The 13,062-nt window shown below is 41.5% G+C and carries 8 protein-coding genes; 4 read left to right on the top strand and 4 right to left on the bottom strand.

The annotated features are described in order from the left end of the window. Window positions 1–54: 54 nt before the first annotated feature. Window positions 55–1,530, bottom strand: a complete 1,476-nt coding sequence (locus tag IGI41_RS14285; protein WP_430610451.1) for a helix-turn-helix domain-containing protein — start codon at window positions 1,528–1,530, stop codon at window positions 55–57. Between the two features lie 300 nt (window positions 1,531–1,830). On the opposite strand from IGI41_RS14285, the gene IGI41_RS14280 reads away from it, so the two are divergent. Beyond that, the gene (locus tag IGI41_RS14280) at window positions 1,831–7,359 is read left to right on the top strand and encodes a Spy0128 family protein (RefSeq protein ID WP_430610450.1); all 5,529 of its coding nucleotides are present in this window, start codon (window positions 1,831–1,833) and stop codon (window positions 7,357–7,359) included. Window positions 7,360–7,457: 98 nt separating this feature from the next. Here IGI41_RS14280 and IGI41_RS14275 read toward each other — a convergent pair whose 3' ends face one another. Next, on the bottom strand, window positions 7,458–7,775 hold the full coding sequence (locus tag IGI41_RS14275; protein WP_430610449.1) for a hypothetical protein: 318 nt from the start codon (window positions 7,773–7,775) through the stop codon (window positions 7,458–7,460). Window positions 7,776–8,233: 458 nt separating this feature from the next. Here IGI41_RS14275 and IGI41_RS14270 point away from each other — a divergent pair, with 458 nt between their 5' ends. Continuing rightward, window positions 8,234–8,722: a Dps family protein gene (locus IGI41_RS14270; protein WP_430610448.1), complete on the top strand. Its 489-nt coding sequence runs from the start codon at window positions 8,234–8,236 to the stop codon at window positions 8,720–8,722. A gap of 41 nt (window positions 8,723–8,763) precedes the next feature. Here the strand turns inward: IGI41_RS14270 and argH are convergent, their stop codons facing one another. Next, window positions 8,764–10,143: an argininosuccinate lyase gene (gene argH, locus IGI41_RS14265; protein ID WP_430610447.1), complete on the bottom strand. Its 1,380-nt coding sequence runs from the start codon at window positions 10,141–10,143 to the stop codon at window positions 8,764–8,766. 69 nt (window positions 10,144–10,212) lie between these two features. Beyond that, window positions 10,213–11,427 carry an argininosuccinate synthase gene (locus IGI41_RS14260; protein WP_430610446.1) on the bottom strand — a complete coding sequence of 405 codons (1,215 nt, stop codon included), beginning with the start codon at window positions 11,425–11,427 and terminating at the stop codon, window positions 10,213–10,215. 406 nt (window positions 11,428–11,833) lie between these two features. Between IGI41_RS14260 and rplM the strand changes: the two genes are divergently transcribed. Next, a complete protein-coding gene (gene rplM, locus IGI41_RS14255; RefSeq protein ID WP_430612872.1) occupies window positions 11,834–12,280 on the top strand; it encodes a 50S ribosomal protein L13 in 447 nt (148 codons plus the stop codon). A gap of 16 nt (window positions 12,281–12,296) precedes the next feature. Continuing rightward, window positions 12,297–12,689, top strand: coding sequence for a 30S ribosomal protein S9 (gene rpsI, locus IGI41_RS14250; protein ID WP_003128901.1), 393 nt, complete (start codon window positions 12,297–12,299; stop codon window positions 12,687–12,689). The last annotated feature ends 373 nt before the right edge of the window (window positions 12,690–13,062 follow it).

Here is a 13,062-nt window from a genome sequence, read left to right as displayed (position 1 = left end):
AAAGCGGGGCTGTTTTTTTAGAGGGTAAAGACAATATTCTATTACATAAGAAACCTAAGTTGAACACGGAAACTCTTGATAGGCATCGTAAGCGAATTGCGCATGTTCTTGTAAGGAACTGGCGATATGGTTGTTCAGCCGTGCGATTCCTTTCTTTTGGATTTCTTTGATGATAAAGTCAATATCTGCTTGTTTGATGATAATGTCCGTGTATTTAAACGGAATGTTCTGCGATGTAGGAGAAATGTTTCCAATAATCAAGTCAAAAGAGTCATTCGTTAAAGGCAGAGAGAAGGAATCTAGCGGATTCAATACGGTCATATCTATTTGATAGGGTATGAACTGTTGGATTTTCGATTGGATATAGGCAGTATGATCAATGGTCGTATCGTAAAACAATGCCAGTTTGTAATGGGCATGTTTATCGATTACATGCTTCGTAAAATAAGGAAAAGAACAATGAAAGACATAGAGCAAGTAATTTAAGGTGCTCGGGCGCGCAAGCGCTAATTTCGATTGTAGCAGTATTTGACGAATCCCTTTATTGATTTCCTTTTTTGCATAACTACAATTATTGACGAAACGAGAGAGACGATCATCCAATATACAATAAGGTACATGCATGTTGACCGATAGTAAATAGGAAAAGACCACTGCATCCAGCTTATCTGCGAATCCTTCTTCTTGATAATTGTATGTCGCGAAGATTTTTTCGGTAAGGAATAAGAACTCTTTCTTTATTTCTCGGAATGTTTGTGGGTCTTCACCGATATGGGAAGTAGTATACCCAATGATTTTTTCAATTTGACTTTGATTGTAGCCTGTTAGATCACTGAAATCGATTTTTTCAAGGAAATATTCTATGTGATCCAAGCTTGTTTCTGCTTGGCAGAACCGGTCGCGCTTTGTGTGGATATAAAGAACGAAGGCGATTTTCCTAACATCCGAAAAATACGTCTTCAAAGGGGTTGCCTCGGCCATGATATGGGCAATTTTCAAAAATTCTTGTTCTTGGTTTTTGTTGGCAGTAATCAATTCATGCTGGTATTTTTCGAGGAAAAACACGAGATAAAACTGACGAATATTTTCTTCATTCCCCGTTAGCTGAATGGGTTTTTTTGCGATGTAGAAGTCATAAGGTTCCAATGCCTGATTGATTTTTTTGATCAAACGTATGATGGATGATTTACTCAAATTCAATTCACTAGCCAGCATATCATAACTTGAAAAGTTGGAGGAGAACAACAACTCTAATAATTGAAAGGCGGGCGAATAGGTCAAAAAATGACTATATACGTCGACGCGGGAAGCGAAATCACACCATCTAAGGTGAACCAAAGAATAGCTGTCAATCGTTACTTCCAGAAATGCAAATTCATGATTGATCTCATCTATATAGTTTTTGAGCGCAGAAACGGAGATCGATAGATTTTGGGCTAATTCGAGCAGATAGGTTTCTTTGTTATTCAATAGATACTCAATCAATTGCAGCATGTTTTGAGAGGTAGAGGATAATAACTGTCTCAGCATGTTTTCACACTCCTTTGTGTAAATAGTAACATGTTTTAGCATGTAGTCAAAAAATAAACATCCCATTTTTTTTTGAGCACATTAAAGGATTGATTTTTGGCAAAATAGAAGGGAATCAGATAATTTTTGAGAGGTGGTACATAGGAAAGTTGGTCGGTTTATTGGTGTGGATAAAGAGAAGGAGGAAATAAGGATTTAGGTACGTAGGTCAATTCCTACGTGTACGGTTGAGCAATGATGCGTTGTCTATTGGTTTAAAGAAGAAATGAAGAAAAAATATGTAAAAAAGAAGGAATTTAAATGAAAAGAAAAATGAAAAGGAAAATCGTCAATTACTTAAGCTTGTTCGCATTAATGAGTTCGATACTCTGTCAGCCAGCGATCATAGTGGCAGAAACACTGCAAATGGAGGAAAGCAGCGAACCAGCAATCACACAAAACACACAAAGCAGCACAGAAAGTACCGCGGTTAGCAGTACTCAGCAGACAGCAGTAGCATCTTCCTTAGAGGAGACACAAGTCACTGTGGATACAGCAGAAGCAAAGGAAACACCCAGTTCAAGCGATGAGGAACAGGTAGATGAAGCAAATAATGACAAAAGCATCCAGCCGCGTGCGCCAAATCAAAATCAAGCCCCCTCTACAAAAGAAGCCCACAACCCCAACTTGAATGAACGTGGTGTCACGCTGTTTACGAATATGCGTGTCACTGATTTGAACGATCAACCTTTCACCGAAGAAAATCCACCGATGATCAATAGCAATGTCAAAATTCACTTTGATTGGTTTCTTGAGGAAACGGAAGATATTTTTGATGGGGACTATTACACTTATCAAATCCCTGATTATTTTGCCATCCATAATGAAGTTTCTGGAGAACTGAAACGGTCCGGCGGTCAATCCTTGGGAACATTCTCGCTGAACAAAACGGGGGAACTAAAGATTGTCTTCAATGGTTTAGCAGAAAGTTTATCGAAACGAACAGGAACGATTGATTTGCGTACAGAATTGCAGATCACCACTGTATCAGATGAAGTCGTTATATACACTGGGATTTTCGACAATGATGGACAAGAAATTACTATTACCTTGCCGATTTTTGAAATTGATATCGCCAAAACAGGGAATGTCAACGCCAATGGGGCCATTGTTTGGGAAGTGATCTTCAATCAATCTGGGGGTGAACTGCATGATGTTGTTGTAACAGATGATTTACCAGAGGGATTAGCCTATAGTTCTTCCACAGGCTATCTTTATGATGAAAGCACCGAAGCATGGATCAAAACAGATGGATTATATACGTATAACGCGGCCAATCACACCTTCACATTCCATCAGAAGCTTTCAGGGGCCGTGAAGATTGCAATCAACACGACAGTCACAGACCCAACCATTCAATCATTTAAAAACACGGCAGTCATCAATGGCAGCAATTTTACTGAGCAAAGGGCAGAAGCAACGGTTGCCTACGATGAACAGGCTGAATACAAACGCTTTGTTGGTTATGATCCAGAAACCAAAAGAGCATCATGGGAAGTCTCTGTCTCATTAGAGAAAGAGAAAGCCAATGTATTGGATCAAACCTATTCAGGATCGGACCCAGAAAAGGCCGTACACTTTTTTGTTCCTGAAACTTTAGTGATCAAGGACAAGGAGGGGAAAGTTGTCCCGGCTGAAGAATGGTCTTTCATTGAAAACTATGAACAAACCAAAAACGGTAAAATTGTTCGTTTTGGAATCACTTTTGCCAAGTCGGGCTATTACAAACTGTATTACGACACACAACTGTTTGATTCGGTTTTATCTGATACCAAAATTTATAATCATGTAGCAATCATGGACAATGAGAATACCTATTTGAACGGCATCGGCACAGTGAAACCAAACGAAAAAATTGGTGTGACCAAAAGCGCTGTATCGAAAGATTACGATGGGAAAACCGTGTTATGGAAAATTGAAGCCAATACCCAAAAGCAAAAAGTGACGGATCTGTTGATCGAAGATCGCTATCAATTGATCAATGGGACCAATGTGAGTGCGTTGATGCTGACTGATTCACTGGTAGTCAGTGCAAGTGATGCCAACGAGCCGCTGACACTTGGAAGAGACTACACGATTACACCCACAACGGAAATCAAAAAACTGACTGATGGATCAGAAAAAGAAATAGAGACTGGGTTTAAAATCCAATTGATTGGAGATACCTACAAAACGACATCTGCAAAAATTACTGTCGACTTTCGTACTAGTTTTGATATGCAGCAGCAGAATGCATTAGGGAGCTCGAGCAATCGGTTCAGTAACACTGCATTTGTTCATTATGTAGATGAGTCAGGACGTACCTTGACTGAAGCACGTGAAGCCAATACGTGGCTCGATACGACTTGGTTGAAGAATGCGTTGAAGTATGGGGTTTTCCTGCCAGAAGGCGCAGATGTTGCGGCCACCCTTAAAGCCGCACTGAATCGAAACATTGGGACGATTTTTGATCAGACAACAGCGTCTAGTGATCAGGTCTATTGGATGGCGCTTTTCAATACCTATAAACAAACAATAGGGAAAAATGCCGTGATCGTCGATCAACTACAAACTGGACAAACCCTAAGAGAAGTGGCACTGTATACGGTTAGTGTTTCTGGTTGGGGGACACAGTTAAAGGAATTAAAAGAAAAACTAGTGCCTGAAAAAGACTATATCTACACGTATGATCCAGAAAGCCAAGAAGTGTCCTTCACCTTATTGAGAGAAACGGATGAAACGTTAGCTGTCTTTCTTTCTGTAGATGCAGCAGAAGATGTATTCACCTACAAGAATACGATCACACTAACCGATCAAGACACTACATTAACAGCGGAGGGACAAGCGGATAAATCAGCCAAAACAAATTGGCTGATGAAAAACGGGACACAAAATGAGACCAACAAACGTTTGATCGATTGGGAAGTGATGATCAATACGGATAGCCGTAAAATTCATAACGCCGTTGTGACAGATAGTGTACGTTACAACCAGCAATCGTTTTTAAGAAATGAAGACGGGCAGGTCATCGTGGATGTGTATCAAGCTGTCATGAATAATGGAACGTGGGAAAAAGGTGAAAAAATCCAGTTCCATCAAGATGACAACCCTAAAATCATAACCGATATGGCAGCAGGGACGCAGTCGTTAGTGATTGCATTTGAAGAAATGATCGACACACCGTACTTTATTGTCTATCAAACACAATTGGATCCAGGCATCCAAAATAAAGAAAAAGTAGCCAATAGTGTCAGTTTGACAGGTAGTGAAATTGAGATTCATTCTGTCACAAAAGAAATTACGATCCAGTCTACGGAGGGCAGTGGTTCTTCTTCTGGGACGAACGGATCATTGGCAATCAAGAAATATGATATTGATGGCGACAAAGAGCGGGGAATAGCGGAAGAAGCCGTCTTCCAATTAAGTCGCAAAAATGCCCAGGATAAGTACGAAGTCATCTTTTCAAATATTGTGGTCAAAAATAACCAAATCATTGAAAATGGTGTTGCACTTGATCGTATCGATAACCTTAGGTATGGCGAGTATATGATTCAAGAAATAGCCGCACCGCAAGGATATCAAAGAGATGATACGCCATATGAATTTACCATTTCGGAAGACCAAGTAGATTACGTGTTTGCATTGGCAAACAAACGGGAAATCAAGGATACATCACTCGCTTTGTCGATCCAAAAGAATTTGGAAGGTCGGACACTGCGAGAGAAAGAATTTATCTTTGAATTGTTGGATGCAGACGGTCAAGTCCTGCAAACACAAAGCAACGGGGCCGACGGTCAAGTATCCTTTGACGCGATCACCTACAAAGAAGCTGGGGATTATCAGTACACGATCCAAGAACAAAACGGCAGTGATCAGACGATCGATTATGATCAGAAGAAACTAAATGTAGTCGTCCACGTCAGCGATGTCGATGGCCAACTGAAAGCCGAAGCGGTTTATGACGGAAATCAAGTCTTTACGAATACGTACACGCCAAAAGCAGGCAGTATTGTTTTAAACGCTGAGAAAGTATTGGAAGGCCGAGCGCTACAAACTGGTGAGTTTAGGTTTGAACTACTAGATTCCGACGGTGAAGTCCTGCAAACACAAAGCAACGGGGCCGATGGCCAAGTCTACTTTGACGCGATCACCTATGAAGAAGCTGGAGAGTATCATTACACGATCCAAGAACAAAGCGGCAGTGATCAGACGATCGATTATGATCAGAAGAAATTGAATGTAGTCGTTCACGTCAGTGATGTCGACGGCCAATTGAAAGCCGAAGCGGTTTATGAAGGCAATCAAGTCTTTACGAATACGTACACGCCAAAAGCAGGCAGTATTGTTTTAAACGCTGAGAAAGTATTGGAAGGCCGAGCGCTACAAACTGGTGAGTTTAGGTTTGAACTACTAGATTCCGACGGTGAAGTCCTGCAAACACAAAGCAACGGGGCCGATGGCCAAGTCTACTTTGACGCGATCACTTATAAAGAAGCTGGAGAGTATCAGTACACGATCCAAGAACAAAGCGGCAGCGATCAGACGATCGATTATGATCAGAAGAAACTGAACGTAGTCGTCCACGTCAGCGATGTCGATGGCCAACTGAAAGCCGAAGCAGTTTATGAAGGCAATCAAGTGTTCACAAACATCTATACGCCAAAAGCCGGCAGTGTCGTCTTAAGCGCTGAGAAAGTATTGGAAGGCCGGCCCCTTCAAAATGGTGAGTTTACCTTTGAGCTGCTAGATGCAGACAGTAAAATCCTACAAACACAAAGCAACGAGGCCGATGGCCAAGTCTACTTTGATGCGATCGCTTATGAAGAAGCTGGAGAGTATCATTACACGATCCAAGAAAAAGCGGGCAGCGATCAGACGATCGATTATGATCAGAAGAAACTAAATGTAGTCGTCCATGTCAGCGATGTCGATGGCCAACTGAAAGCCGAAGCGGTGTATGACGGAAATCAAGTCTTCACAAACATGTATACGCCAAAAGCCGGCAGTGTCGTCTTAAGCGCTGAGAAAGTATTGGAAGGCCGGCCCCTTCAAAATGGTGAGTTTACCTTTGAGCTGCTAGATGCAGACAGTAAAATCCTACAAACACAAAGCAACGAGGCCGATGGCCAAGTATACTTTGATGCGATCGCTTATGAAGAAGTTGGAGAGTATCATTACACGATCCAAGAAAAAGCGGGCAGCGATCAGACGATCGATTATGATCAGAAGAAACTAAATGTAGTCGTCCACGTCAGAGATGTTGACGGCCAATTGAAAGCCGAAGCGGTTTATGACGGAAACCAAGTCTTTACGAATACGTACACGCCAAAAGCCGGCAGTATTGTTTTAAGCGCTGAGAAAGTATTGGAAGGTCGGACCCTTCAAAATGGGGAATTTACCTTTGAGCTGCTAGATGAAGAAGGTGAAGTCCTGCAAACACAAAGTAACGGGGCCGACGGCCAAGTCTACTTTGACGCGATCACCTATGAAGAAGCTGGAGAGTATCAGTACACGATCCAAGAACAAAGCGGCAGTGACCAGACAATCGATTATGATCAGACCGTGTATCAAATCGTCGTACATGTTGAAGATTTAGAGGGAACCATTACAGCCGAAATCGTCAAACCAGAGAAAGCTTTATTTACGAATGTAGTGAAACCATCAAAAAAACCAACAGAAAAAACAAAAAAACCAAAGAATAAATTACCTAAAACAGGTGAAGTAATCATAGAAAACTTGTCGGTGGTTGGGACAATCATGATTTTTGCAGTGCTCGTTGTATACTGGTACCGGAAAAATTGGAAAAAGTGACAGCTAAATAGATAAACGAAAGAAACATAAAGGCCCGAGACGTCACTCAGATGTCTCGGGCTTTTACACGTATCCGAGTGAAGAGACAGCGCGTTAGATCACTGATGGATCCGCCATTGTAAGGAGGAAAAACCATCAAATAACTTTGTGAAGCGGACAAGCAGTAAGCCTAGACTTAAGAAGGGGACGAAAGGGAGATAGGTCAGCGCCTTTTTGCGTATGTTTTGTTTATAGAAAAAGAAACCGATACCGCTGGCACTTGCAAACAAGAATAAAAAGATGACTTCTATTGGCTGTAACCAAATCGTCCATCCCAGCAAAAGCAGCAAGTCGCCGTCCCCCATCTTTCCCAGCCAAACAAAACAAACCAAAGGAAGAAGGATCAGTAAAGATAACCAATGGATCGATTCCCCCATCCACCAATGGCAGATTGCTATGATTATATGCGAAGGATAAAGAAGATATGGATCTACATGCAAGGTCATGGAATCGCCCAAACTGAGTAAAAAGGCGCTTGTAAGCCATATAAAAGCGAGTACAGCCTCCATCTGTTCAAATTGACACCATGCATACCAAAAAAGCCAACCATAAAAAAGCGAAAGCAGCCAGAATATCCACTTTGGGAAATAACGATTCGTGCAAAACCTATCATCATTTGCATATGGTCCTTGCTGTTGAAAGATAGGGGATAATACTTGTATCCCTACTGTTCCAAGTAGACAACCAAATAGAAAAAAGAAAAACGACATATATCAATCACCTCATAAAGAAATACGTAAAAATGTTGAGAAATTTTCTCAAGTAGAGGATTTCATTGTACTTTTTTACAGTTTCGTACTATGCTTAAAATACAGAAATTAAGGGAGGAATCGTTATGAAATTTGAACAAACAAAAGAAGTTTTGAACCAACTCGTTGCTGATTTAAGCCAAATGGCAATGATCGTTCACCAAACACATTGGTACATGCGTGGACCAGGATTTTTGACTTTACATCCGATGATGGATGATTTTATGGATGATTTAAATGATCAATTGGATGAGGTCTCAGAACGTTTGATCACATTAGATGGTTCACCTTATTCAACTTTACGAGAAATGGCTGACAATACGCAAATCCATGATGAAGTCGGCAATTGGGATCGCACGATTCCAGAACGCTTGGCGACATTGGTGGAAGGCTACCGCTATTTGGCTGACTTATACCAAAAAGGAATCGAAGTCAGTGGCGAAGAAGGCGATGACCCAACACAAGATATCTTTATCGGCTTCAAAACGGCCATCGAAAAACGGATTTGGATGATCCAAGCACACTTAGGCGAAGCACCATTGATTGACCCAGCAAAATCTCGGGTACGTCATTAATCAAAAAAACTGCGGAGAGAAAAAATCTCCGCAGTTTTTCTTTATTTATGGGTCAATGCCTCTTTGGCCACTTCGATTTGATGGGCCACTTGATCAAATCCAGTTCCTCCGTAAGAATGGCGATTTTTGACGGCTGCATAGGAATCAAGCTTGTCATAAATATCGGCTTCGATTACATCGTTGATGGCTTGGTATTCCTCCAGAGGAATATCTTGCAAATAAATGCCTTTGCTGAGGCAATCACTGACCAATTTCCCTACGATCTCATGGGCTTGTCGGAAAGGAATCCCCTTCGTTGCAAGATAATCTGCCAGTTCGGTGGCATTGGAAAAATCTTTCTCCGTCGATACTTTCATCCGTTCCTGATTGACAGTCATCGTGGCGATCATCCCAGTCATGATGTGTAGACTCTTGGTGATGGTCTCAGCGCTGTCAAACATGCCTTCTTTGTCTTCTTGGAAATCTTTGTTGTACGCCAAAGGCAAACCTTTCATCACTGTCAGCAGGCCAAAGAGGTTCCCGTAGACACGTCCTGTTTTTCCACGGATCAACTCCGCCATGTCGGGGTTTTTCTTTTGCGGCATGATCGAGCTGCCGGTAGAAAAGGTGTCTGTCAATGTGACAAATTGATATTCATGGCTGCACCAAAGAATGATTTCTTCACAAAAACGAGACAGATGCATCATCAAAATCGAGGCGTTGCTCAAGAATTCGACAATAAAGTCACGGTCGCTGACCGCATCCAGACTATTGCTATAGATATGCGAAAACCCTAGCGCTTCAGCCGTAAAGGTCCGATCAATAGGGAAAGTCGTCCCAGCTAATGCGGCACTGCCTAAAGGCATGATGTCGATCCGATCCAAACTTTCGCTGAAACGGACTTGATCGCGGGTCAACATACTATAATAAGCCAGCAAGTGATGGGCAAAAGAAATCGGTTGGGCGTGCTGTAAATGGGTATAACCAGGCATGACGGTATAAATGTTGGCTTCCGCTTGATCCACCAGCACTTTACGGAGATCTTCAATCAATGTGATGACTTCTGCCACCACTTCCTTTAGATATAGATGCATGTCTGTCGCCACTTGGTCATTTCGACTGCGGGCAGTATGCAGCTTGCCCGCGGTTGGCCCAATCAATTCGTGTAAGAAGGTTTCGATATTCAAATGGATATCTTCATTTTCTACCGTAAAGGTCAATTCGCCAGCGGCCAATTTCTCTTGGATCGTGGTCAGTCCGCCGATGATCGTTTCACTATCGGCTTGGCTGATGATCCCAGTATGGGCCAACATTTTTACGTGAGCCAAACTGCCCATGATATCCTGTTTTGCTAATTTTTGGTCAAAGGAGATCGAGGCACCAAATGCGTCGATCCACGCTTCATTTTTGCCATCAAAACGGCCACCCCATAATTTTGCCATTGTCACACTCACCTCAAAAAAAGATTACGGCTGAAGCGGCACCTGCGTGTCTTTTCAGCCGTCTTGGTTTTAAATCAATGTTTCTGTTAATTGTTGTTGGGCTTGGATCTCTGCATGCACTTTGCTTGGCAGCCCCCATAATTTGATGAAGCCGATCGCTGCATGTTGATCAAAGGTATCCGCAGATGTATAAGTTGCTAAGTTCTCATCATATAAACTATTTTCAGATTTCCGTCCTTCACAGATCACATTGCCTTTGAATAATCTCAAACGTACAATACCATTGACGTAAGCTTGGGTACTTTTCAAGAATGCAATCAAGGCATCCGTGATAGGGTTGAACCATAAACCATCATAGATGATTTGCGCCAATTGTTGTTCGATGATTGGTTTGAAATGGGCCAACTCGCGGACAAAGACCAAATCTTCCAGTTCTTTGTGGGCGGTCATCAGGGTGATCGCACCAGGGCACTCATAAACTTCCCGTGATTTGATCCCCACCAAACGGTTTTCGATATGATCGATCCGCCCGATGCCATGTTCGCCAGCCATCCGATTCAATTTCAAAATCAATTCAGCCAGATTCAAGGTTTCACCATCGATGGCTGTTGGTACCCCTTGATCAAAGGTGATCTCAACGATCGTTGGCACATCAGGTGTGTCTTCCAATTCTTGTGTGATGGCATAAGCGCCTTTAGGCGGTGTCGCCCAAGGATCTTCCAAGACGCCACATTCGCAGGCACGACCCCAAAGGTTTTGGTCAATCGAATAAGGATTGTCTAAATCCGCCGGAATCGGCACACCTTTTTCAGCAGCGTAAGCAATCTCTTCCTCACGGGACCATTTCCATTCCCGTACAGGAGCGATGACTTTCAAATGTGGTGCCAAAGCTGAGATCGCTACTTCAAAACGCACTTGGTCATTGCCTTTGCCGGTACAACCATGGGCAACTGTTGTCGCGCCAGTAGCCAAGGCCAACTCTACCAATTTCTTGGCGATCAACGGTCGTGATAACGCGGAGACCAACGGATAAGAGTTTTCATAGAAAGTATTGCCTTGTAAGGCAATCAACGCGTAATCTTGCGCAAATTCTTCGCGGGCATCGATGGCATATGATTCAACGGCACCAACGGACAAAGCCTTGTTCTTGATCGATTCTGTATCACGGCCTTCGCCAATATCCAAACAGCATGCGACCACGTCATAGCCTTGATCCGTTAACCATTTAATTGACACAGAGGTATCTAAGCCTCCAGAATAAGCCAAAATTACTTTTTCTTTCATATTTATGAACTCCTTTTCTCGGTTGTATTCAAGTGATTGAAGCTATCTTAACAGAATAAAAATAGAAAATCAAGCATAAAATTAAATATTTATACATAAATAATCGTAAAAAACATGAATTATGCATTGAATGGTGGGTAGTTCATAGAAATTCATTTAGAAATAAAAGATTAAATATACATGATATTCAGAATAGTATTCATTTTGATGGGTGGTTCCCGCAAAGAGGAGTGAAGGAAAAGATTCAGATAGAAAATGGAAAAAGAAAATTTTTGAAAACACGTGGAAATACGTTGACATTAGGCATTTGAGAGGGTATTATGTTATATGGTATTGTTTGCCCCACAAGAGCCCCGGAAACTCAAGTGTATGTCAAACATTCGTGAAATTGAATTGGAGGAAAAAAATCGTGCGTACAACATATATGGCCAAACCAGGTGAAGTAGAACGTAAATGGTACGTAGTAGATGCAACAGATGTACCTATGGGTCGTCTTTCAGCAGTCGTAGCATCTATCCTACGTGGTAAAAATAAACCAACATTCACACCTCATGTGGATACAGGCGATTTCGTAATCGTCATTAATGCAGAACAAGTTAAATTAACAGGTAACAAAGCAAGCGATAAAATTTATTACCGTCACTCAAATTACCCAGGAGGATTGAAATCAATCTCTGCTGGTGAATTACGTGCTAAAAATTCTCGTCGTTTGATCGAAACTTCTGTTAAAGGCATGCTTCCTAAAAACACTTTAGGCCGTAAACAAGGAATGAAACTTCATGTTTATGCTGGCGCTGAACACCCACATGCTGCACAACAACCAGAAGTATTGGATATCACAAACTTAATCTAATTAGGAGGGAATTTCATTGGCACAAGCTCAATATATCGGCACTGGCCGTCGTAAAAATGCAGTAGCCCGCGTACGTTTAGTACCAGGTACTGGTAAAATTACTGTTAACAAAAAAGATGTTGAAGAATACATTCCACACGCAGACTTGCGTGAAGTTATCAACCAACCATTCGGCGTTACAGAAACTAAAGGTTCTTATGATGTTTTTGTAAACGTAAATGGTGGGGGATATGCTGGACAATCAGGTGCAATCCGTCACGGTATCGCACGTGCATTGTTGCAAGTAGATCCTGATTTCCGTTTAGCATTGAAACGTGCTGGCTTGCTTACACGTGACGCTCGTATGGTTGAACGTAAAAAACCAGGTCTTAAGAAAGCTCGTAAAGCATCACAATTCTCAAAACGTTAATCTTTTTTATACAGATTTCGAAAGGCATTCTCCGTTGGAGGGTGTCTTTTTTGATAATAGAGAGAGTTTATATTTTTGTAGATTATAATACACTCTAAGTTGCTTATTTTATATATATAAATATTTTCAAACGGTTCAGTATTTATTATGAGAATTAGGTTTTTATAGGTTCCAGAGCAGTTAGGGGACACACCTAAAAACTTGCTAAATCGATTACTATTCTTTTAAAGGAATAATATTAGATCCCATATTAATATGTCGGTTTAAAAGTTTATTTTTTAACTCATGAAAAATTTTTTTTGCAACATTCTGTCTTGTATTATTTAGATCCAGTAGAAGAGCAACTATTATAAATTTAGTGATTTGAAATGTG

The organism is Enterococcus sp. DIV0876 (assembly GCF_050529585.1).
Lineage (GTDB): Bacteria > Bacillota > Bacilli > Lactobacillales > Enterococcaceae > Enterococcus_D.
This window is presented reverse-complemented; position numbering and strand designations above follow the sequence as displayed.

What these genes read in the sequence shown, in the direction of transcription:
- IGI41_RS14285 (WP_430610451.1), bottom strand. Translation starts at nt 1,530, where the DNA reads ATGCTGAGACAGTTATTATCCTCTACCTCTCAAAACATGCTGCAATTG.
- IGI41_RS14280 (WP_430610450.1), top strand. Translation starts at nt 1,831, where the DNA reads ATGAAAAGAAAAATGAAAAGGAAAATCGTCAATTACTTAAGCTTGTTC.
- IGI41_RS14275 (WP_430610449.1), bottom strand. Translation starts at nt 7,775, where the DNA reads ATGGGGGAATCGATCCATTGGTTATCTTTACTGATCCTTCTTCCTTTG.
- IGI41_RS14270 (WP_430610448.1), top strand. Translation starts at nt 8,234, where the DNA reads ATGAAATTTGAACAAACAAAAGAAGTTTTGAACCAACTCGTTGCTGAT.
- argH (WP_430610447.1), bottom strand. Translation starts at nt 10,143, where the DNA reads ATGGCAAAATTATGGGGTGGCCGTTTTGATGGCAAAAATGAAGCGTGG.
- IGI41_RS14260 (WP_430610446.1), bottom strand. Translation starts at nt 11,427, where the DNA reads ATGAAAGAAAAAGTAATTTTGGCTTATTCTGGAGGCTTAGATACCTCT.